Genomic DNA, 21556 nt, shown 5'->3' with positions numbered 1-21556 from the left:
GCCGCAGTAATCCCCTGAGCGAGGACGTTATGCTATCCAATGGCCGCCCCTATCTGGCTATTCCCGGCCCCTCGGTGATGCCCGAACGCGTGTTGAACGCGATGCACCGCGCCGCGCCCAATATCTATACGGGCGAATTGCTTGACATGACGGCCACGATCCTGCCGGACCTGCGCGCGGTGGCCCGCACCGATCACCATGTCGCGATCTATATCGCCAACGGGCATGGGGCCTGGGAAGCAGCGCTAAGCAACGTCGTGGCCCCCGGCGATACGGTTCTGGTGCTGGCGACGGGGCGGTTTGGCCACGGCTGGGCGGAAATGGCAGAGGGCTTGGGCGTGAGCGTGCAAACGCACGACTTTGGCCAACGGGACGCGTTTGATTTGGCCAAGGTGGAACAGACCCTGGCCGCCGACAAGGGCGGGCGGATCAAGGCGATTCTGGCGGTGTTTGTCGATACGTCGACAGGTATCAAGAATGATATCAAGGGTTTGCGTGATGTGATGGATGCCACGGGCCACGGCGCATTGCTGATGGCCGACTGCATCGCTTCACTGGGCTGCGACCGTTTCGAGATGGACGCCTGGGGCGTGGATGTGACCATCGCCGCCAGCCAAAAGGGGCTGATGACGCCGCCGGGACTGGGATTCGTGTGGTTCAATGATAAGGCCGCCGCCGCGCGCGCGCAGATGCCCCGCGTCAGCCGTTATTGGGATTGGGCGCCGCGCGTCAATCCCGACGGGTATTGGCAGCATTTCGATGGCACGGCGCCGACGCATCATCTTTTCGGGCTGCGCGCCGCCCTTGATATGATCAAGGAAGAGGGCTTGGAAAACGTCTGGCACCGGCACGCGGTGCTGGCCCGCGCCGTTTGGGCGGCCTGCGATGTCTGGGGGCAGGGTGGCCCGCTTGAGCTCAATGTTGCGGATCCTGCGCGCCGGTCCCATGCCGTTACCTCGGTGATGATCGGTGCGCCGGACGGGGACCGGCTGCGTGCCTGGCTGGAACAGGTGGCGGGCGTGACCCTTGGTATCGGACTGGGGCGCGAGCCTGCGGATGCTTATTTCAGGATCGGCCACATGGGGCACGTCAATGCGCACATGGTTCTGGGTGTGCTGGCCAGCATGGATGCAGGGCTAAAGGCGCTGGGCATCGCACACGGTCAAGGTGCGGTTGCGGCAGCTACGCAGGTGATTGCGGAGGCATCAGGAGCGACGACCGCGCCAGGTGATCACTCGGTTGATCACCACAGCGGTTAGAAACATCCACAGCCCGCCGGCCAGTGACGCGACTGTCAACAGGGTCATAAACAACAAGACCCCAAAAGAAACCAAAAAGGCGTTTGTATAATCTTCGACGGCTTGCGGGTGCTGACGCATCTGTTTTCCCTTTCTCTCAGGGTCAGATTAGCGCGGCTGCGTAAAAATTCACCTAACTTTTACGTGCGTCTGCCAGCGCCTGCGGCAGGGCAACGGCCAGCGCATCAAGGTCATCGTTCGTGCCGCAACTAATGCGAATGCAGCGATCCTGCGGGGCAACAAAGGGCATGCGGACAAAAATACCACGTTCAATAAGGCCAGAAAGAACGCCGCGCGCAAAATTACCATCCCCACCGCAGTCTACGGCAACGAAATTCGTGGCGGACGGCAGCGCCATCAGACCGTTGTCGGCAGCGATTTCAGCGATCCGGTCACGCGCCGCGATCACTTTGGCGCGCACCTGTTCCAGCCAGTCCTGATCGGCCAGGGCCGCCAGCGCGCCCGCCTGCGATATCCGGTTCATCCCGAAATGGTTACGCACCTTGTTGAAGGCGGCAATCAGCGGCGCGGGGCCAATCGCATAGCCAATCCGCGCGCCCGCCATGCCGTATCCCTTGGAAAAGGTGCGCATGCGGATGACGCGCGTGTCGGTCGGGTCAATCTTGGCGGCGGTGTCGTCGGGGGCCAATTCGATATAGGCTTCATCCAGCACCAGAAGCGCGTGATCGGGCACGGATTTCAACATCCGGCGGATCGTTTTGGCGTCATGGACGCTGCCCATCGGATTGTCGGGGTTGGCCAGATAAATCAGTTTGGCGCGCACTTCGCGGGCCTTGGTTGTCAGGTGATCGGGGTCTTCGAAATCACCGGTATAGGCGATCTGGTGGAGAATGCCGCCAAAGCCCGCAACGTGATAATTGAACGTCGGATAGGCCCCGGCACTTGTGACCACGGTATCGCCCGGGCCGACCAGCAAGCGCACTAACAGACCCAACAGCGTGTCGATGCCTTCGGCGATCATGATGTGTTCGGGCGCAATGCCGTGATGGGTGGCAAGGGCGACACGCAGATCATGGCTTTCGGGATCTGCGTATTTCCAGACATCGCTGGCTGCGGCCTTCATCGCTGTGATGGCCTTGGGCGAGGGGCCGAAAACGGATTCATTCGCACCCAGACGGGCGATAAAGGGGGCACCACGCGCGCGCTCCTGCGCTTCGGGTCCAACAAAGGGGACGCTGGCGGGCAGGGCAGCGGCGAGCGGGGTCAGGCGCGGATCATCTGTCATAGGGGGAGATAACCGCGCCTTGTCCCCTTTGCAAAGAGGTTAATGCAGTCTTAAATGCGAATGAATCGCAACAAGGGGGATTTTCCCAATGGCGAAACTGACACGACGCGGCTTTTTGACGGCAACCGGCGCGGCGGTGGCGCTGCGCGCGGTGCCGACACTGGCCACGCGCAGGGGCGGGCGGCGTATTCTGACGCTGGTTTACGACAAGCAGCTGGGGATGATGCGCGCCGTAGAGCGATTGATGCCCTAGGCGCGCAGCAGTCCTAGATTTCGTTCAAACGGTCCAAGGCGGCGGATAGCTGTGCGATTTCCTCTTCGCGCAGGGCCAGATTTGCCTGTGCCTCGGCGACGATTTCATCAGGCGCGGATTCCACGAATTTGGGGTTGTTCAACCGGCCCCGCAATCCGCCCGCTTCCTTTTCAACCTTGCCCAAGCTTTTGGCGATGCGTTCTTTTTCCGCGTCCACGTCGATGATATCGGCCAGCGGCAGCGCGAATGTCGCGCCCGGTGTGGCGACGGTGAGCGAGCCTTTGGGAGCTTCATCGACAGCCGTCATGCTATCAATCCGCGCAAGGCGTTTGATCATCACTTGGTTGTTGTCCCACGCCACCTGTGCGGCCGCGTCCGTGTTCAGGCGCAACACCGGAATTTTCAAGCCTGCAGGCACGTTCATCTGCGCGCGGGCTGATCGCACACCTTCGATCATGGCGATGGTCCAGCGCAGTTCGGCGTCGGCCTCGGCGTCGACCAGATCGGCTGCCGTGTAGGTCGGCCAATCGGCGTGGACCAGCATTTTGGCGCGACTGCCAAGGATGCCCCACAATTCTTCGGTGATGAAGGGCATGATCGGGTGCAGCAGGATCAGGCACTGGTCGAGCACCCATGCCATTGTCGCCTGAGTTTCGGCCTTGGCGGTGGCGTCCCCGTCCATCAGCAGCGGCTTGGACAGTTCCACATACCTGTCGCAGACCTTGCCCCAGACAAAGGCATAAAGCGCGTTGGCCGCATCGTTGAAACGATACGCGGTGAGGGCGGCATCGACCTCTTCGCGCACGCGACCCGTCTCGCCGATGATCCATTTGTTCACGGGGGCGCTGGGCTGGGGGATCGTGCCATCGCTGCCCACGGCCTCATTCATTTCCGCAAAACGGCAGGCGTTCCAAAGTTTCGTGCCAAAGTTGCGATAGCCCTTGATCCGGTCTTCCGAGATTTTCAGCACACCACCGATCGCCGCCATCGCGGCGTTGGACATGCGCAGGGCATCGGCGCCGTAAAGGTCAATCATATCAAGGGGGTCAATGACGTTGCCACGGGTTTTTGACATCTTCTCGCCCTTGGCGTCGCGCACGAGCTGGTGAAGATAGACCGTGTGGAACGGGTTTTCGTGCAGCACCGCTTGCGACATCATCATCATCCGCGCGACCCAGAAGAACAGGATATCCTGCCCCGTGATCAACACATCGCCGGGGAAGTATTTGTGCAATTCGGGCGTGTCCTCGGGCCAGCCCAGCGTGCCGAACGGCCAGAGGCCAGAGGAGAACCATGTGTCGAGCACGTCTGGGTCGCGGTAAAGCACGACTTCTTCGCCGTCGGTGATGTCGTCATCATCGGAGGCAAGGCGCACGGGCAGGTCGTAATGCGCGGCAGCCATTGTGATCACTTCTGCCTCGGTCGCGGCGCAAAAGATCTTGTTGCCGCCGGCGGTGTAGGTCGCGTCGATGTCGATCAAGCCGTCGTCGCCAATGGTGCCCGCTGCCTGGGCTGGTCCATACCACACCGGAATCTGGTGGCCCCACCACAGCTGGCGCGAGATACACCAGGGCTCGATGTTTTCAAGCCAGTGAAAGAACACCTTTTCACCCGATTCAGGGATGATTTTCACATTACCCTGACGCACGGACTCCAATGCGGGGCCGACGATCTTGTCGGTGTCCACGAACCACTGATCGGTCAGCATCGGTTCGATCACCACTTTCGATCTGTCACCAAAGGGCTGCATGATTTTCTTGTTTTCGACGTATGGCACCTTTTCCAGATGTTCGGAGTTGGTTTCAGGGTCGATGGATTTGACAAGCGTCGACACGGCCAGCCCTTCGGCGGTAATGTCGGCGACCACGCGTTTGCGCGCCTCGAACCGGTCAAGGCCGCGGTATTCGTCGGGCACGAGGTTCATCGCGGCGACGGACGCCTCGGTGAAATCAGCCTCGCCATTGGCAATGGCTTGGGCTTTGGCTGCTTCTTCGGCGTAGGGGGCACCGTCGGCGCGCATCGCGCCCTTGGTGTCCATCAGGTTATACATCGGGATGCCGCCGCGCTTGGCGACTTGGTAGTCGTTGAAATCATGCGCGCCGGTGATTTTCACGGCACCCGATCCGAAATCCTTGTCGGGGTATTCGTCGGTGATGATCGGGATCAACCGGCGGTGTTCAGCAGGGCCAACGGGTATTTCGCACAGCTTGCCGATGATGGGGGCATAGCGTTCATCACTGGGATGCACGGCAACCGCGCCATCCCCCAGCATGGTTTCGGGGCGGGTCGTGGCGATGGAAATATAATCACGGACCTCGCGCAGGGTGATGTTCCCGTCCGCGTCTTTTTCAACGTATTCATAGGTTTCACCACCCGCGAGCGGATATTTGAAGTGCCACATATGGCCGTCGACTTCGATGTTTTCGACCTCGAGATCGGAAATCGCCGTTTCAAAATGCGGATCCCAGTTGACCAGCCGCTTGCCGCGATAGATCAGCCCCTTGTCATACATATCGACGAAAACGCGGATCACGGCATCGTGGAAATTGCCGTCCTTTTCGGTGTCGGGCGCGGTTTCGGCCCCCGACATGGTAAAAGCCGAGCGCGACCAATCCATGCTGTCGCCCAAACGGCGGGCCTGTTGTTCGATGGTGCCACCCTTGGCGGCTTTCCAGTCCCAGACCTTTTTCAAAAATGCTTCGCGGCCCAGGTCAACCCGCTTGGGTTGCTGGGTGTCGGCAAGTTCCTTTTCCACCATCAGCTGCGTGGCGATCCCCGCGTGGTCCAGCCCCGGCTGCCAGAGGGTGTCAAAGCCCTGCATCCGTTTCCAGCGGGTCAGAATGTCCATCAGCGTGTGGTTGAAGGCGTGACCGACGTGTAGCGAACCGGTCACATTGGGTGGGGGCAACATGATGCAGAACGTTTCGTCGCGGCTGGCATTGGCCCCTGCGGCAAAGGCGTTTGCGGCCTCCCACGCGGCGTAAATACGCCCTTCGGCAATCGCTGAATCGAATGTCTTTTCCATTGGCATCGGTTCTGTCCCATCTGGTTTGAATGGGGGAATACCCAATGCAGCGGGCAAGGGAAAGGGTCAGACGGCGCGATCAATCCGCGTGGACAAATGGATCAGCGATTCCGAGCTTTCGACCCCTGCTATCGCGCCGATCCTGTCCAGCGTTTCATCCAGTTCCAACGTCGATGCGGTGCGCAATTGGCAGGTCAGATCAAACCGGCCAGATGTGGTATGTACTTTTTCCACGGCGGGCAGATGGCGCAGGTGGGTCAGCACCGCCGTTTGCGCCGATGGCTTGATCTTGATCAGCACGGTCGCCCGGATCATGCCCGCCTGCGCATCGTCCGACAGCCGCAGGGTATAACCGGCAATCGTGCCGCTGCGTTCCAGCCGGTCAAGGCGGGCCTGCACGGTGGTGCGGGCAAGTTTCAGCTGCGCGGCCAGTTTCGCCACGGGCATCCGGGCGTTGCTGCCCAAAAGGGACAGGATTTGCCGGTCGGTTGTATCAAGGTCGGTCATATTGCACGTCATATCGGCATTCCGGCGAAAACCAGAGTCATTTTGCGCGATCTGCCACGATAATCTGACGACAACAGCACCTAACATTTTGAAAACCGAACAAAGTCAGGGGTTTCGATGCAGCAACGAACCGTCCCGCAAACCACACCACAGCGGTTTCTGGCCGCGAATAATCCAATGATGCCCGTGCATTTCTTCGCGCCAGCGGCACTGGACGCGCGGCTGGCGGAATTTCACGCCGGGTTCGACGGTATGGTGACCTACGCGGTCAAGGCCAATCCCGACGAGGCGGTGATCAGGCGCCTATGCGCGGGCGGCATCGCAGGGTTCGATGTGGCCTCGCCCGGTGAAATCACGCTGATCCGGCGGCTCTGCCCGCGTGCGGCGCTGCATTACAACAACCCTGTGCGGTCGCGCGACGAAATCGCGTTTGGGATTGCGGCTGGCGTTGCGTCCTGGTCGGTGGATGACGCGGGCGAGTTGGCGAAACTGATCGCGGCTGGCGTGGCCAATAACGAAATCGCGGTGCGCTTCAAGCTGCCGGTCGGTGGTGCGGCCTATAATTTCGGCGCCAAATTCGGGGCCGAGGAACCTGACGCGGTGGACCTGTTGCAACAGGTTGCCGCTGCCGGACTGACACCGGCGTTGACATTCCATGTGGGCACGCAGTGCCGCGATGCGCAGGCCTATGCCACCTATGTGCGGGCCGCGGCGCGGATCGCGCAGCAGGCGGAGGTGGCGATTGCACGGCTCAACGTTGGGGGCGGATTTCCGTCGGCGCGGGATGGCGCGCCGGTGGATATGCAGCCGTTTTTTGATGCGATTGATGGCGCGATGGATGCCTTTGGCCAGCGCCCCGCGCTGGTGTGCGAACCCGGGCGCGGGCTGGTTGCGGATAGCCACGCTTACGGTGTGCAGGTCAAATCCCTGCGCGCGGGCCGGGTGTATCTGAATGACGGGATTTATGGCGGGCTGTCGGAATTTCCGTCGATGGTTGTGCCGACATTCCGTGTAATCGCGCCGGATGGCACCCTGCGCCGTGGCCGCGCGGACGCGCGCGTGGTGTTTGGCCCGACATGCGACAGCATCGACCAACTGCCTGACCTGCTGCCTTTGCCCGCCGATCTGGCCGAGGGCGACTGGATCGTCTTTGCGGCGATGGGGGCCTATCTGTCGGGCGTGACCACGCGCTTTAACGGCTACGGTGACCGGATGTGCGTGCAGGTTGACCACCTCTAGACAGCGCGGACAATCGCGTTAGGCTCTTCCTGGTCTGCCCAAGGGAGAAGCTTTGGAAAAGTTTGGCAAATCGCAACCGGTGGCGCGGGTCGAAGACCACCGTTTTCTGACAGGTGCAGGGCGCTATGTAGATGATATTGCGCCCGAGGGCGCGCTGGTGGGCTATGTGCTGCGATCGATTGTTGCGCATGGGCGGTTGACCGATCTCGCCATCGCGGATGCGCGCGAAAGTGACGGTGTGCATCTGGTGCTGACCTTGGCAGACCTTGAACAGGCGGGCCTGAGGGTCGGCATGAAAAGCACCACCGTGCGCAATATCGACGGGACCAAAGGCGCGCGCCCCGAGCGCCCGCTTTTGGCGCGCGATGTGGTGCGGTTTGTCGGCGAGCCGATTGCCTTTATCGTAGCGGACACGCTGGCGCAGGCCCGCGACGCCGCCGAACTGGTCGAGACTGAGATTGACGACCTGCCTGTACAGGTGACGCCGATGGTTGGTGGCGCTCAAATCCATCCGCAAGCCCCCGACAATATCGCCTTTGATTTCGGGCTGGGGGACGCGCAAGCGGTTGCACAGGCTGAGGCAGGTGCGGCCCATCTGATCGCCCTGCAAGTGCCCGATAACCGCATCATCTGCAACGCTATGGAGCCGCGCGGCTGTTATGCCGAACCGGATGGGGAGCGTTTGCATGTGGCGGTGAACGGGCAGGGTGTTTGGGCAACGAAATCCGATCTGGCCTATCATCTGAACATGGATGCTGCCGACATCCGTGTCACCAACCCCGATGTGGGCGGTGGTTTCGGGATGAAGGCGATGGCCTATCCCGAGACCTTTCTGGTGGCCCACGCTGCCCGCGTGTTGGGCCGCCCCGTCAAATGGATGTCGGACCGCAGCGAAGGAATGCAAAGCGACAATGCCGGCCGCGATCTGGTATCGACGGCCACGCTGGCGCTGGACACCGATCATCGCATTCTGTCCTACCGCGTTGAAACGATTGCCAATATGGGCGCCTACAACAGCCAATATGCCCAGCCGATCCAGTCCGAACTGTTTTCCAAGGTCATGCCCGGCGTCTACGACATACAGACAGTCTGGATGAATACCAAAGGTGTTTATACCAACACCACACAGGTCGACGCCTATCGCGGCGCGGGTCGTCCCGAGGCGATATACGTGCTGGAGCGGGTGATGGACCACGCCGCGCGCAGCCTGGGGGTTGACCCATGGGAGCTGCGGCGACGCAATTTCATCCGCCCCGACCAGTTTCCCTATCTTTCGGCCACGGGGCAGCCCTATGACGTGGGCGATTTTGCTGCGGTCCTGACGCGGGTCGGTGAAAACGCGGATCGCACGGGGTTCGCGGCGCGGCGCGCGGCCGCGGCAAAGGTGGGCAGGCTGCGCGGGCAGGGCCTGTGTTACTACATCGAAAGCATCCTTGGCGCGCCCGAGGAAACAGCGAATGTCGTGTTCAACGCTGATGGCACCGCGTCGATTCTTGTCGGCACGCAGTCGAATGGGCAGGGGCATGAAACGGTCTTTGCCCAGTTCCTGAGCGACCAAACCGGTATCCCCGCTGACCGGATCGCCGTTGTGCAAGGCGACAGTGATCTGATCGCCAAGGGGGGCGGCACCGGCGGGTCGCGTTCGGTGACCGTGCAGAATACGGCGACCCTGGCTGTTGTCGACAAGATTACGACCGGCTTCGCGGCGTTTTTGGCCAAGGTCGAAGGGGTCGAACACGGCGATATCACATTCGACGACGAACGGTTCCGTATTGCCGGATCAAACCTGACGCCGACCATGCTTGAGGTCGCGCAGATGGCACGGGACGCCGGGCGTGATGATTTGCTGAACCAAAGCGCGACGATCACGCTTGACCAGCGCTCGTTTCCCAATGGGGCACATGTCGCAGAGGTCGAAATTGACCCTGAAACCGGTGTTGTGACTGTCGAGCGCTACACGGTCGTTGACGATTTCGGCAATCTTATCAACCCGATGCTGGTCGCGGGCCAGGTGCATGGCGGTGTCGCCCAAGGGATCGGGCAGGCCATCACTGAACAGGTGGTTTATGATGAAACGGGGCAACTTTTGTCAGCGAGTTTCATGGATTACGCCATGCCCCGCGCTGATGATTTGCCTGTGATCGGTTTTGAAAACCTACCCACCCCCAGCCTTTATAATCCTATGGGCATGAAAGGCTGCGGCGAGGCGGGAACCGTTGGTGCGCTTGCCGCCGTGGCCAACGCCGTGCAGGATGCGATGTGGGACAGCGGTGTCAGGGGCGTTGAGATGCCCTTTACCCCACATCGTGTATGGTTAAGCCTGCAACAGGCAAGCGAGGGTAAAGGTGCCGCTGCGTGATTGGTTATTTGGTCTTTTAGGCCGTCGCCCACGATCCGAGGATGGCGTTCACCCCCGCCGTGGGAAAGCCACGCATGTGATTATCCTTGATGGCACCATGTCCTCGCTGCGCAACGGCTTTGAAACCAACGCCGGTCAGCTTTTGAAGCTGCTGCGCGAGGTCGGCTATAGCGCGAACCTGTCGATCTATTACGAGGCCGGTATCCAGTGGCGCGACTGGCGCGGCACTGTGGATGTCGTGACGGGGCGTGGGATCAATCGCCAGATCGAAAGGGCATATGGCGTTCTTGCTTCGCGTTATCACCCCGGCGACAAGATCGTGCTGGTGGGATATTCGCGCGGGGCCTATGCCGTGCGCAGCCTCGCGGGAGTCATTGATATGGTCGGGCTGGTCAAACGCGAGGAAGCAACATCGCGCACGATCCGCACCGCCTATCGCCACTATCGCACCGGCGCGCGCAGCCCGACATCACAAGTGTTTCGCGACCGGTTTTGCCACCCATCTGCGCCGATCGAGGCCGTGGCGGTCTGGGATACCGTCAAGGCGCTGGGCCTGCGTTTGCCGATCATCTGGCGGTGGTCTGTCGTGCATCACGCATTTCACAACCACACCCTGGGCAAATCTGTCGCGCACGGGTTTCACGCGGTCGCTTTGGATGAAACACGCGCCGCCTATAGCCCGGTGATGTGGGTTTGCCCGCCAAACTGGGATGGTCATATGGAACAGGTCTGGTTTCGTGGCAATCACGGGGATGTCGGCGGGCAGGTGGACGGGCTGAAGCGCTCGCGTCCTTTGGCCAATATCCCGCTGGTCTGGATGCTCGAAAGGCTTGAAGGTTGCGGGCTTGCCTTGCCCGACCGTTGGCACGACCGTTTTCCCTGCGATGTGAATGCCCCGTCAATCGGGAAATGGCGCGGCTGGAGCAAGCTGTTCCTGATCCGGCGCAAACGGGTGGTGGGCGCGGACCCCTCCGAGCGAATCCACCAATCCGTCGATGAAATGGCGCCGCGCCGCACGTGGCGCAGGAAGTCGGCCTAGGCCACGTTTTGTAGCTGCACCTTGGGCGTGATGCCCAGGGCGTGGCAGACATCGCGGGTTAGTTCGGGGCGGTTGAGCGTGTAAAAGTGCAAGTGATCCACGCCGCCAATGATCAAGTCATCGCACAATTCGGTCGCAAGGGCGGTGGCCAGCAGATCGGTCGTGCCATCGCGGGTGGCGTTTTCAAAGGCATCGGCGATCAGGGGTGGAATTGACGTGCCGCAGGTTTGCGCGAACTTGCGCGCGCCGTTCCAGTTTTCCACCGGCAAAACCCCGGGGATGATCGGTGCGGTGATCCCAGCCGCGACGCAAGCATCGCGAAACCGGAAGAATGTGTCGGCTTCAAAGAAAAACTGGGTGATGGCGCTGGTCGCACCCGCGTCAAACTTGCGTTTCAGGTGGTCAATATCGGCCTGCTGGCTGGCGGACTCGGGGTGTTTTTCGGGGTAGGCGCCCACGTGAATCGCGAATTTGCTGGTCTGGGCAAGGGCTTGAATCAAATCAATGCTGCCATGAAAGCCGTCCGCGTGAGGGTGATAACCATCGCTGCCCTTGGGGGCATCGCCGCGCAGGGCGATGATTTGCGTCACGCCGATATCGGCATAACCCTGCGCAATGTCGAGGGTTTCGGCGCGCGAGGCGTCAACGCAGGTCAGGTGTGCGGCAACATTCAGGCCGGATGTCTTGTGGATCGTGGCAACCGCATCATGGGTGAGCTTGCGCGTGGCGCCGCCCGCGCCGTATGTGACCGACACAAACGCAGGGTCCAGCGGGGCCAGCGTGTTGACGCAATCCCAAAGGCGGAACGACCCTTCTAGGTTCTTGGGCGGGAAGAATTCGAATGAAACTGCGGGCGTGGACATATGCGGCCTCCTTGGCGGTTAACTGCTTGTGTCACGCGCTGCGGTGTGAGACAAATTCATAACTTTCACCAAGGTTATGAAGGCGGCTCATATGCACATCGAATTCCGCCATCTGCGCACGATCAAGGCAATCCACGATACCGGCGGGCTGTCCCATGCGGCGGATCAGCTGAACATCACGCAATCGGCCCTGTCCCATCAGATCAAGGGGATCGAGGATCAGGCGGGGGTGGAGCTGTTTGTGCGCCGCTCCAAGCCGCTGAAACTGTCGGCTGCGGGGATGCGGCTTTTGGCGGCGGCGGAACGAATCCTGCCCGAAGTCGCGGCCCTTGAGGCGGAATTTGACGGGCTGGTCAGTGGCAAATCGGGCCGGATGCATATCGCGATCGAATGCCATGCCTGTTTTGAATGGCTGTTTCCGGTGCTGGAACAGTTTCGCAAGGCCTGGCCTGATGTCGATGTCGATATTCGCCCCGGGCTTGCGTTTGATGCGCTGCCGGCACTGCGCAAGGAGGAGGTCGATCTGGTGGTGTCATCTGACCCCGAGGATCTGGCAAATGTGGATTTCACGCCCTTGTTTGACTATGAACCCGTGTTTGTTGCCGCGGCCAGCCATCCGCTTGCGGCGAAACCCTGGATCGCGGCCGAGGATTTTCGTGGTGAAACCCTGATCACCTATCCGGTGGATCGCGCGCGCCTTGATATTTTTTCGCAACTCTTGACCCCCGCCAAGGTTGAACCGGCAGCGATCCGGCAGGTGGAACTGACAGCCGTGATCTTGTTGCTGGTTGCGTCAAACCGTGGGGTTGCGGTGTTACCCGACTGGGTGCTGCGCCAGATCAAATACAGTTCGGATTATATCACGCGCCCGCTGACCAAGGGCGGGACAACACGGCGGCTTTTCGCGGCGACGCGGGATGATGACACAAGCCGCCCCTATGTGGCACATCTGATCCGGCTGGCGCGGCAAGAGGCCGTGAAAATGCAGCGCGCCTAGCTTTGCAGCACCTTGCCCGTACGGGTAGGCGCATCCAAAAGCGGCGCGACCTTGTCAAATGGAAGTGCGCGGCTGAACAGGAAGCCCTGGGCGACAATGCAGCCCATGCCCAGCAAATCCTGCCGTTGCGCCTGATTTTCGACCCCTTCGGCGATGACGGCGACGCCTAGGCCGGACGCGATCGACAAGAAGCCCTGCACCATGACATCCACGGCCGGATCGCGGCCCAGATCGGCGACGAAGCTGCTGTCGATCTTGAGTTCATCAAATTCAAGCTGGCGCAGGTGCTGGAACGACGCAAAGCCGGTGCCAAAATCATCAAGCGAGACCCGCATGCCGCCGCGCCGCAACTGTTTGACCGAATTCTGGATGGCTTCGGCGGCACGGGCGATAAACACGTCTTCGGTGATTTCGATGGTGATGTGCCGGGCGGCGTCGGGGTGGTTGGCGATGACCCGCTCGAAATCAGCCAAACCGCTTTGTGTGGCCAATGTCACTTCGGGGACGTTGATCGATACCTGACCGGGGTCAAGGCCGGTCTTGGTAAGCGTCGATATGTCGGCCATCACCTGTTTCGCCATTTCGATCAGGAAATCACCCTGAAGGCCCAATTCATTGATCTGGCTTAGGAATTGGGCAGGCAGACGCAGCGCGCCGTCGGGATGCACCCAGCGCGCCAGGGCCTCGAACCCGACGACCTGACCGGTGCCCAGATGGATTTTGGGTTGATAGTAGGGCCGGATTTCGTGGTTTTGAATCGCGATAATCAATGCGCCACGATCCGACAGGGACAAGCGTGGCGTAAACTGATCGGGTTTGAACAGCACAGGAGCCGCATTCGGGCTGTGTTTGGCGCGATACATCGCCTGATCCGCGCCGGTGCAAAGCGCGCCCACAGTGTCACGCCCGCCCTTGGGCAAGGCACCGGTGACATTCACACCGATGCTGCCCGCGATCCGCAGGGTTTTCTGGTTCCAGATCATGGGCGTTGAAATCGCACGCCCGACGTATGTCGCAAGACGCATCGCTGCGTCCGCCGAAGGCAGGCCATCAAAGGCGACGGCAAATTCATCGCCCCCCAGACGTGCGACAATGCCACTTTCACCGGCGACCTTGTGCAGGCGATTTGCGATCTGGATCAGCACCGCGTCCCCGGCGTCGTGGCTGTAGGTGTCGTTGATCGGTTTGAACCCGTCCAGATCGATCAGAAGCACGGCGATTTCGTTGCCCCCGCGTCGGTGTTTCAGCATCTTGGCCAGATCCGCATCAAAGGCCTGCCGGTTCAAAGCACCGGTCAGGTTGTCGTGCCGCGTCAGGTGTTCCAATCGGCGCAATCGTCCCGTCGCCTCGCGCCGCGCAAGGGCAAGTGCCTTTTGGGTGTCCTTCTGTTTGTTGAGCGTTTCAATCGTGTTGAAAACATAGACTGTAAACGCGCCCATCGCGACGATCCAATGCGCGGGTGGGGAGTGTTCGAAATCGGTCTGTGCGACAAGGTAAAGCAGGATAAAGGCGGCGACGAAAGACGGGCCCATCAGGCTCCAGTTATAAAACGGGAAGGCCGCGAAGGTGTTGGAAACATGCACATAAACGCCAAACAGCCAGATAAACCCAACCAGCATCAGCGCCGTCGAGGGCTGCATCGCAAGCACGAAAGACGGTGCCAGATAGGCCAGCGCCGAGGTTAAATTTACCAGCCATAGCGAAAAGACGTAGCCCAGTGGCAGTTCTTCACCCTCGGGCGGCATGAAGTATGCGAAGGCGAACGAGACCAGCTCGTAGCAGGTTAGCACGATCAAAAGCGTCAGGGCCGCACGTTCTGCGCCCGCATACCAACAGATCGCAACGATCAGCGCGGCCGCCGCGACCCGCTTGGGTGTGTCGCGCCGTTCCACTTGCGCGATGATGCGCGTTTGGTAGCGAATATCGTCGAGTCTTGATGCGGACATGAACCTGAAACACTTTCCCTGCTTCTTTATGCCCCTTTCGAACAAAATAAGTCGTTAACGCACGGTGTTATTTCTGTGACCTCTTTGCGGCTGGCCACTGCCCCTTGCCGCGCGCCCGTCAACGGCCTATACGCCCGCACTGACACAGGGAGGCCCACATGGCAGGCTCAGCAAATCTTAACGTGATGATGAAGGTGGCCCGCAAAGCGGGGCGCACTTTGGTCAAGGATTTTGGCGAAGTCGAAAACCTGCAAGTGTCGTCCAAGGGTCCGTCCGATTTTGTCACCCGCGCCGTGCGTGAGGCCGAAACCGTGATCCGCGCGGCCCTGATCGAGGCCCGTCCGACCTATGGCTATCTTGGCGAAAACGGGGCCGAAGCCGAGGGCGAAGACCCGACCCGCCGCTGGATCGTCAGCGCCCTTGATGGCGCGACGAATTTCCTGCATGGCACACCCCATTGGGCCGTGTCCATCGCCCTTGAACACAAGGGCCAAATCGTTGCCGGCGTGGTTTATGACCCCTCCAAGGACGAGATGTTTTACGCCGAAAAAGGCGAGGGCGCGTGGATGAATGAAAGCCGGTTGCGCACCTCAAGCCGCCACCGGATGATCGACTGCGTCTTTGCAACCGCTATCCCGGATGCGGCGCGCTCGGGTCTTGCCGCCAGCCTGCGCGATCTTGCGCAAATCATGCCGGTCTGTGCGGGCGTGCGCAATTGGGGCGCCACCAGCCTTGATCTGTCTTACATGGCGGCGGGGCGCTTTGACGGTTTCTGGGAGCGTGACGTGAACGTTGCAGGCATGGCCGCCGGTCTGGTGATAGTGCGCGAGGCGGGCGGTTTGGTTGAACCGCTGCGCAAGGGCGGCGACATCATGGATGATCGCGCGGTGATCTGTGCAAACGAGCCGATCTTTGATCAGTTCGCCAAGGCTATCCGCAGCGCCAGCGCCTAGGTCTGATCGGATGGATGGTTGATGCCGTCCGCCCAGGGGATCGGTTCGTATTCACGTGGGTTCACGCCATTGATCGTGCCGATATTCACACCATATTGGCGCGGATCAGAGCGGCGTTGATGATGGGTATAGATCCCGCAGGTCTTGCAGAAAAAGTGCTGCGCCGTGCCGGTGCCAAAGGTGTAAAGCGTCAGATTATCAATGCCTTGCAAGACCTCTAGGTCGCCGACCATGACCGTGACGTTGGCTGCCTGACGGCGGCGGCAGAACGAACAGTCGCAGCGGATGGCCTTTGACAGGGGCTGTGCCAGTTTCACCCGCAGGCGCACCGCGCCACAGTGGCAGGACGTGTCATGCAGGTCTGTCATCGGCGCACCCTGGGGATACGGCTGGAAATGACCGGATAATGCGCTGGTGGATGGGGCGGATGGCCGTGGGTGCGATCCCAGAAACGGGTGCCACCACGGCGCAACCACAGCGGCACCGTTGCCACCAAACCAGCGACAAAGCCGCCAATATGCGCCCAGTAGGCAACGCCGCCGCCCAGCGGACTGGTGCCGACACCATTTAACAGCTGCAGTCCAAACCACAGTCCCAACATGATGAATGCGGGGATCGGAATGATGCGGATAAATACAAGAAGGAACACCAGCACATCGATCTTGGCCTTGGGGAACAGCAACAGATAGCCCCCCATCACGCCGGCAATCGCGCCCGACGCGCCGACCATTGGTATTGGGCTTGTCGGGGCCATGAGGTATTGCGCATAACCCGCAACGAGACCGCACCCCAGATAAAACAGCAGGAATCCGACATGGCCCATCTCTTCCTCGAGGTTGTCGCCATAGACGTATAAAAACAGCATGTTACCGGCGATATGCATCCAGCCGCCATGTATGAACATATGGGTCAGTAGCCCCAGTTGACCGTCACCTTGACTGATCAGGCGCGGGATCATCGCATAGTCGAACAGGAACATCCGTTCAGCCAGCGGTGATTGCAATGCGGCCAGCCCGTATAGAAAAACCGCCACATTGGCGGTGATGAGGGCGTAGGTCACGTAGGGCGTGCGCAGGGACGGGTTGTGATCGCGAATTGGAAACATGGCGCGACAGTCGGGCACGGCGCGCGCGTGGTCAAGTGGGAAGGCGTTGCTGCCTTCTCACCCGGAACCCGCTTACATCCCCGCGACCTCGGCCAGCAGGGCCGCGTTGCCGCCTGCCGCTGTCGTGTCGATGCAGGTATGGCGTTCGTGCAGGACCGTGGCTGCATCCGGCAAGCCGGTAATCAGCGGCAGAATCGGCCCAACGCGCCCGGCAAGCACCGTTTCGATGGCGCGTCCTGTGTCGCTGTCACCCCACCAGACGACTGCGGCAAGGGGCGCCAGGGTCGCGAGTGTTTCGGGTTTGATCCGGCCCTTGGCCTTGACGGCGGTGCCGCCAGCGGCTTGCACGGCGTCAGCCTGCGCCTTGGCGGCGTCGGCTCCCGGTCCAAGACACAAGACCGGACCGCGCGGATGGGCGGACAGGCGGTTGGATTCACCGGTGGGCCCGGGCAGATCGCGGGTTGGCGCGCCACTCCCGGCAGGCGTTTGGGCAAGGCGTGTGCCAAGCGCCGCGATATCGTCGGGACCGTCCCAGTCACCGCCCGCGGGCGTATCCACCGCGCGGAACCGTGTCAGATAGAGCGGCCCGCCCGCCTTTGGTCCGGTGCCCGAAAGCCCTTCTCCGCCAAAGGGTTGGCTACCCACAACCGCGCCAATCTGGTTACGATTCACATAGATGTTGCCCGCAGTTACCTGTTCGACAACCTGCTGCACGCGGTCGTCGATCCGGGTATGCAATCCAAAGGTCAACCCGTATCCGGTGGCGTTGATCGTGGCGATCACGCGGTCCAGATCGCGCGCCTTGTAGGTGGCGACATGCAGCACGGGGCCGAAAATTTCGCGGGTCAAATCGGCAATACCATCCACGCGGATCACGGTCGGCGCAATGAAATGGCCCGTGTCTGGCGCTGTCAGCTCATGCAGGATGCGCCCGTCCTGACGCGCCTGTGCGATATGGTCGGCGATGCTCTGGTGCGCGGCGGCGTCGATCACGGGGCCGATGTCGGTGGCCAACTGCCAGGGATCGCCCGCGGCCAATTCATCCATCGCGCCCTTCAACATCTTGATCAGCCCGTCGGCGATGTCTTCCTGCACATAAAGGCAGCGCAGCGCTGAACAGCGCTGGCCTGCCGACTGGAACGCGCTTTGCAAGATGTCGCGCACGGCGTGTTCGGGCAGGGCGGTGGAATCGACGATCATCGCATTCAGCCCACCGGTTTCCGCGATCAGCGGCGTGCCGGGCGCGCAGTGCTGCGCCATGCTGGTCCGGATTTTCAGCGCGGTGCCGGTTGATCCGGTAAAGGCGACGCCATTGATGCGCGCATCCCCCGTCAGGGCTGCGCCGACGGACCCGCCACCGGGCAATAGTTGCAGCGCGGATTTCGGAACGCCCGCTTTGTGCATCAGTTTCACGGCCAAGGTGGCGATCAAGCCGGTCTGTTCTGCAGGTTTCGCCAGCACGGCGTTGCCTGTTGCAAGAGCCGCCGCGATCTGCCCCGTAAAAATGGCCAGAGGGAAGTTCCACGGGCTGATGCAGGTCCAGATGCCGCGCGGCGCGGTGTCGCCTGCGGCCTCGGCTTGGGCGGCGTAATAGCGCAGGAAATCAACGGCTTCGCGGACTTCGCCAACGCCGTCGAGCAGAATTTTCCCCGCCTCGCGCGCCAGCAGCGCAAAGATTTCATCGGCGTTGGCTTCATAGGCGTCAGCCACGGTGCGCAGGGCGGCAGCGCGGGTCGCCACAGGGGCATCCCAGGGTTTGGCCGCCTTGAACGCAGCAGCGATATCGCCTGTGCTTGCCTCGGCCACGGTGCCAACGGTGTCGCGCGGGCGGGCCGGGTTGATCACCTTGCGGCTGTTGCCCTTGCCGTCGGCTTTGCCCTTGGCAAGCTGCGGCGCGCCCTCCCACAAGTGTTTCTGGAACGGGGCGCGGCCTTTGTTCATGTCTGCCAGAGTCGGTTCATGGGTGATGTCCCACCCACGCGAATTCTCGCGTTCCGGGGCAAACAGTTCCGGCCCGCGTGGCAGGTTCAAATCGGGCATATCAGCCGCAAACGGATCGGCGGCGACCACGGCGGGGGGCACGTTTTCATCAACGATCTGGTTCACGAAGCTTGAATTGGCGCCGTTTTCCAGCAAACGCCGCACCAGATAGGCCAGCAGGTCTTCGTGCGCACCTACGGGGGCGTAAATTCGGCAGCGGGTGCCGCGGTCTTTCAGGACGATTTTGTGCAGGGTCTCACCCATGCCGTGAAGCCGCTGGAATTCAAAGGCATCGCGCGACTGGCCCATCTGATCGGCCATATCCAGCACGGCGGCGACCGTATGCGCATTATGGGTCGCAAATTGCGGATAGATCCGGTCCGTCATCCCCAGCAGTTTGCGCGCGTTTGCGATATAGCTGATATCGGTCGCGGGTTTGTGGGTGAAGACCGGAAAGCCCGGCATGCCTTGCACCTGCGCGCGCTTGATTTCCGCGTCCCAATAGGCGCCTTTGACCAGCCGCACCATGATCTTGCGGTCCAGCCGTCTGGCCAGATCGTGCAGCCAGTCGATTACGTGACCGGCGCGTTGGCCAAAGGCCTGCACGACAACGCCGAACCCGTCCCAGCCCTTTAGGGCCTTGTCCGATAGCACCGCCTCGATCACGTCCAACGACAGCGATAGGCGGTCGGCTTCCTCGGCGTCGATATTGAACCCCTGTCCGGCAGACTTCGCCAGCATCGCCAATGATCGCACGCGCGGCACGAGTTCATCCATGACGCGGGCTTTTTGCGCGGTTTCATAGCGCGGATGGAGCGCTGAAAGCTTGACGGAAATGCCGGGGTTTTCCGCCACGCTGCCCTTGGTGCAGGCGCTGGCAATGGCGCTGATCGCGCGGGAATAGGACAGGTGATAGGCGCGGGCATCCGCATCGGTGCGTGCCGCTTCGCCCAGCATGTCATAAGAATAGGTAAAGCCCAGTGCCTCCATGCCGGCGGCGCGTTTCATTGCTTTCTCGATATCCTCACCCAGCACGAACTGGCGGCCCATTTCACGCATGGCGCGGGCCACCGCAGTGCGGATCACCGGTTCGCCCAGCCGTTTGATCGCGCGACGCAGGGGTTGGGCCATGCCGCGATCATCGTCCAGAACGCGACCCGTCAGCATCAAGGCCCAGGTCGAGGCATTCACCAGCGAGGACGCAGATTTGCCAAGGTGCGTGCCCCAGTCGCTGGGCGCGATCTTGTCATCAATCAGCGCGTCAATCGTGTCGGCATCGGGCACACGCAACAGGGCCTCGGCCAGGCACATCAGCGCGATCCCTTCGTCGGTGGACAGCCCGTATTCGGCCAGAAACACTTCCATCAAGCCGGGTTCGGAACTGTCGCGGATATCTTGCACCAGTTTGGCACCCTGGGCGCTGATGCGGACGCGGTCGGCATCGCTGAGGTTTGCCTCTTGACGCAGGCGTGCAATGACGGGCGCCTCATCGGCATAGATCGCGGTATCAATGGTCTGGCGAAGGGCCTTTGGGGAATCACTGGGCATGGTAAACCTCGATTACTGTTGGCCTATGATAACCAATTGCCGCTGCATGTTTTGCCTGCTATTTACATCACAGCAGGTCAGATAGACCAAAAAGAGGATGTGAACATGACCGAACGCTTTTCCGAGATGGACCGCTTTGATCGCAAGATTCTGGACGTCATGGCGATTGAGGGGCGCATCAGTGTGACGGAACTCGCCCGCCGGATCGGGTTGTCGAAATCCCCGACCCAAGCGCGGCTGAAGCGGCTGGAAGACAGCGGCGTGATCCGTGGCTATCGCGCCCTGTTTGATCCGATCCGGCTGGGGCGCGATCACGTCGCCTTTGTCGAAGTAAAGCTGAGCGATACCCGCGAAACTGCGCTGGCGGCGTTCAACACCGCCGTGACCCGCGTGCCGGAAATTGAACAATGCCACCTGATTGCCGGATCGTTTGATTATCTGCTTAAGGTGCGCACCGCCAGTATGTCGGCCTACCGCCTTGTTCTGGCTGAAAAAATATCGACATTGCCGCATGTGGCCAATACCTCGACCTATGTGGCGATGCAGGCTGTGAAGGAAGAGGGTGTCGTGCCTGTGACACCCCTCGCGATTGGATAGTCGCCAAAGCGTGACTTGACGCAGGCGCGCGGTGCGCCATCTTTGGGGTCATGAAAGCGCTGATCCCCTTGTTGTTCGTTGCCGCTCCGGCCTGGGCGCAGGCATGCCCGCCCGCGCCCGATCATGGCGATGACCTGGCCGCGATCATTGCGCAGATTCAAGTGGCGGAAACGGAAATGGCTGCGCGGCAGTTGGCGGATGGCTTGTGGCGGCTTTGGACCGACGCCCCTGACGCCAAGGCGCAGGCGTTGTTGGACGAAGGCATGGCGCGGCGCGAATCTTATGACTTTCTGGGTGCGCGCGCGTTGTTTGACGATCTGGTCGCCTATTGCCCCGACTACGCCGAAGGCTACAACCAGCGCGCCTTTGCCAGTTTTCTGAGACAGGAATTCGATCTGGCGTTGACCGACCTCGAGCGCGCCCTCGAGATCAATCCGACGCATGTCGCCGCCCTGTCGGGCAAGGCGCTGACCTTGATGGGATTGGGCCGTGACGACGAGGCGCAAGAGGTGTTGCGCGCCGCCCTTGCCCTGAACCCGTGGCTATCTGAACGCAGCCTGCTGCAAGAACCGCCCGGCGAAGATATCTGACTTTACGCGCC

At 61.1% G+C, this 21556-nt stretch carries 17 protein-coding genes; 9 read left to right on the top strand and 8 right to left on the bottom strand.

Annotated features, from left to right (window positions below):
- The first annotated feature begins 29 nt into the window (after nt 1-29).
- Entirely contained in the window at nt 30-1259 is a 1230-nt protein-coding gene (locus FTO60_RS11595) for an alanine--glyoxylate aminotransferase family protein (RefSeq protein ID WP_148056110.1), read from the top strand.
- Nucleotides 1260-1431: 172 nt separating this feature from the next.
- On the opposite strand, the gene FTO60_RS11590 is transcribed toward FTO60_RS11595, so the two are convergent.
- Nucleotides 1432-2544, bottom strand: coding sequence for a pyridoxal phosphate-dependent aminotransferase (locus FTO60_RS11590; RefSeq protein ID WP_148056109.1), 1113 nt, complete (start codon nt 2542-2544; stop codon nt 1432-1434).
- 88 nt (nt 2545-2632) lie between these two features.
- Between FTO60_RS11590 and FTO60_RS11585 the strand changes: the two genes are divergently transcribed.
- Nucleotides 2633-2797, top strand: coding sequence for a Tat pathway signal protein (locus tag FTO60_RS11585; protein ID WP_148056108.1), 165 nt, complete (start codon nt 2633-2635; stop codon nt 2795-2797).
- A 13-nt stretch (nt 2798-2810) separates the two neighbouring features.
- Here FTO60_RS11585 and FTO60_RS11580 read toward each other — a convergent pair whose 3' ends face one another.
- Entirely contained in the window at nt 2811-5828 is a 3018-nt protein-coding gene (locus FTO60_RS11580; RefSeq protein WP_148056107.1) for a valine--tRNA ligase, read from the bottom strand.
- A 60-nt stretch (nt 5829-5888) separates the two neighbouring features.
- A complete protein-coding gene (locus FTO60_RS11575) occupies nt 5889-6329 on the bottom strand; it encodes an Lrp/AsnC family transcriptional regulator (RefSeq protein WP_148056106.1) in 441 nt (146 codons plus the stop codon).
- A 117-nt stretch (nt 6330-6446) separates the two neighbouring features.
- On the opposite strand from FTO60_RS11575, the gene FTO60_RS11570 reads away from it, so the two are divergent.
- The 3 genes from FTO60_RS11570 to FTO60_RS11560 are packed head-to-tail and all read left to right on the top strand — an operon-like array spanning nt 6447 to nt 10966.
- Entirely contained in the window at nt 6447-7568 is a 1122-nt protein-coding gene (locus tag FTO60_RS11570) for a type III PLP-dependent enzyme (RefSeq protein WP_148056105.1), read from the top strand.
- Nucleotides 7569-7620: 52 nt separating this feature from the next.
- The gene (locus FTO60_RS11565) at nt 7621-9927 is read left to right on the top strand and encodes a xanthine dehydrogenase family protein molybdopterin-binding subunit (protein WP_148056104.1); all 2307 of its coding nucleotides are present in this window, start codon (nt 7621-7623) and stop codon (nt 9925-9927) included.
- Nucleotides 9914-10966, top strand: a complete 1053-nt coding sequence (locus tag FTO60_RS11560; RefSeq protein ID WP_148056103.1) for a DUF2235 domain-containing protein — start codon at nt 9914-9916, stop codon at nt 10964-10966. The genes FTO60_RS11565 and FTO60_RS11560 overlap by 14 nt, the downstream gene beginning before the upstream one ends.
- Here the strand turns inward: FTO60_RS11560 and metF are convergent.
- Nucleotides 10963-11829, bottom strand: a complete 867-nt coding sequence (gene metF / locus FTO60_RS11555) for a methylenetetrahydrofolate reductase [NAD(P)H] (protein WP_148056102.1) — start codon at nt 11827-11829, stop codon at nt 10963-10965. The genes FTO60_RS11560 and metF overlap by 4 nt on opposite strands.
- Before the next feature lie 91 nt (nt 11830-11920).
- Between metF and FTO60_RS11550 the strand changes: the two genes are divergently transcribed.
- Nucleotides 11921-12826 carry a LysR substrate-binding domain-containing protein gene (locus FTO60_RS11550; RefSeq protein WP_148056101.1) on the top strand — a complete coding sequence of 302 codons (906 nt, stop codon included), beginning with the start codon at nt 11921-11923 and terminating at the stop codon, nt 12824-12826.
- Here FTO60_RS11550 and FTO60_RS11545 read toward each other — a convergent pair.
- On the bottom strand, nt 12823-14772 hold the full coding sequence (locus FTO60_RS11545) for a bifunctional diguanylate cyclase/phosphodiesterase (RefSeq protein WP_148056100.1): 1950 nt from the start codon (nt 14770-14772) through the stop codon (nt 12823-12825). The genes FTO60_RS11550 and FTO60_RS11545 overlap by 4 nt on opposite strands.
- Nucleotides 14773-14930: 158 nt before the next feature.
- On the opposite strand from FTO60_RS11545, the gene FTO60_RS11540 reads away from it, so the two are divergent.
- Nucleotides 14931-15725 carry an inositol monophosphatase family protein gene (locus tag FTO60_RS11540; protein WP_148056099.1) on the top strand — a complete coding sequence of 265 codons (795 nt, stop codon included), beginning with the start codon at nt 14931-14933 and terminating at the stop codon, nt 15723-15725.
- Here the strand turns inward: FTO60_RS11540 and FTO60_RS11535 are convergent.
- From FTO60_RS11535 to putA, 3 genes are all read right to left on the bottom strand, one after another.
- Nucleotides 15722-16093 carry a GFA family protein gene (locus tag FTO60_RS11535; RefSeq protein ID WP_148056098.1) on the bottom strand — a complete coding sequence of 124 codons (372 nt, stop codon included), beginning with the start codon at nt 16091-16093 and terminating at the stop codon, nt 15722-15724. The genes FTO60_RS11540 and FTO60_RS11535 overlap by 4 nt on opposite strands.
- Entirely contained in the window at nt 16090-16830 is a 741-nt protein-coding gene (locus tag FTO60_RS11530; protein ID WP_148056097.1) for a rhomboid family intramembrane serine protease, read from the bottom strand. Before FTO60_RS11530 ends, FTO60_RS11535 begins: the two co-directional genes overlap by 4 nt.
- A gap of 72 nt (nt 16831-16902) precedes the next feature.
- Nucleotides 16903-20358, bottom strand: a complete 3456-nt coding sequence (gene putA / locus FTO60_RS11525; RefSeq protein ID WP_148056096.1) for a bifunctional proline dehydrogenase/L-glutamate gamma-semialdehyde dehydrogenase PutA — start codon at nt 20356-20358, stop codon at nt 16903-16905.
- Between the two features lie 105 nt (nt 20359-20463).
- On the opposite strand from putA, the gene FTO60_RS11520 reads away from it, so the two are divergent.
- Nucleotides 20464-20955: an Lrp/AsnC family transcriptional regulator gene (locus FTO60_RS11520; protein ID WP_148056095.1), complete on the top strand. Its 492-nt coding sequence runs from the start codon at nt 20464-20466 to the stop codon at nt 20953-20955.
- Between the two features lie 50 nt (nt 20956-21005).
- Complete coding sequence (locus tag FTO60_RS11515) at nt 21006-21545, top strand: tetratricopeptide repeat protein (protein WP_148056094.1); 540 nt, start codon at nt 21006-21008, stop codon at nt 21543-21545.
- The last annotated feature ends 11 nt before the right edge of the window (nt 21546-21556 follow it).

It is taken from the genome of Octadecabacter sp. SW4 (assembly GCF_008065155.1).
Taxonomy (GTDB): domain Bacteria; phylum Pseudomonadota; class Alphaproteobacteria; order Rhodobacterales; family Rhodobacteraceae; genus SW4.
The sequence above is the reverse complement of the archived record's forward strand: the minus strand, read 5'-3'. Positions and strand labels throughout refer to the sequence as shown.

Bases quoted from the DNA above. Each gene is read 5' to 3' on its own strand.
- FTO60_RS11595 (WP_148056110.1), top strand. From the start codon at position 30: ATGCTATCCAATGGCCGCCCCTATCTGGCTATTCCCGGCCCCTCGGTG.
- FTO60_RS11535 (WP_148056098.1), bottom strand. From the start codon at position 16,093: ATGACAGACCTGCATGACACGTCCTGCCACTGTGGCGCGGTGCGCCTG.
- FTO60_RS11590 (WP_148056109.1), bottom strand. From the start codon at position 2,544: ATGACAGATGATCCGCGCCTGACCCCGCTCGCCGCTGCCCTGCCCGCC.
- metF (WP_148056102.1), bottom strand. From the start codon at position 11,829: ATGTCCACGCCCGCAGTTTCATTCGAATTCTTCCCGCCCAAGAACCTA.
- FTO60_RS11545 (WP_148056100.1), bottom strand. From the start codon at position 14,772: ATGTCCGCATCAAGACTCGACGATATTCGCTACCAAACGCGCATCATC.
- FTO60_RS11540 (WP_148056099.1), top strand. From the start codon at position 14,931: ATGGCAGGCTCAGCAAATCTTAACGTGATGATGAAGGTGGCCCGCAAA.
- FTO60_RS11550 (WP_148056101.1), top strand. From the start codon at position 11,921: ATGCACATCGAATTCCGCCATCTGCGCACGATCAAGGCAATCCACGAT.
- FTO60_RS11570 (WP_148056105.1), top strand. From the start codon at position 6,447: ATGCAGCAACGAACCGTCCCGCAAACCACACCACAGCGGTTTCTGGCC.
- FTO60_RS11515 (WP_148056094.1), top strand. From the start codon at position 21,006: ATGAAAGCGCTGATCCCCTTGTTGTTCGTTGCCGCTCCGGCCTGGGCG.
- putA (WP_148056096.1), bottom strand. From the start codon at position 20,358: ATGCCCAGTGATTCCCCAAAGGCCCTTCGCCAGACCATTGATACCGCG.
- FTO60_RS11580 (WP_148056107.1), bottom strand. From the start codon at position 5,828: ATGCCAATGGAAAAGACATTCGATTCAGCGATTGCCGAAGGGCGTATT.
- FTO60_RS11520 (WP_148056095.1), top strand. From the start codon at position 20,464: ATGACCGAACGCTTTTCCGAGATGGACCGCTTTGATCGCAAGATTCTG.
- FTO60_RS11530 (WP_148056097.1), bottom strand. From the start codon at position 16,830: ATGTTTCCAATTCGCGATCACAACCCGTCCCTGCGCACGCCCTACGTG.
- FTO60_RS11585 (WP_148056108.1), top strand. From the start codon at position 2,633: ATGGCGAAACTGACACGACGCGGCTTTTTGACGGCAACCGGCGCGGCG.
- FTO60_RS11575 (WP_148056106.1), bottom strand. From the start codon at position 6,329: ATGACCGACCTTGATACAACCGACCGGCAAATCCTGTCCCTTTTGGGC.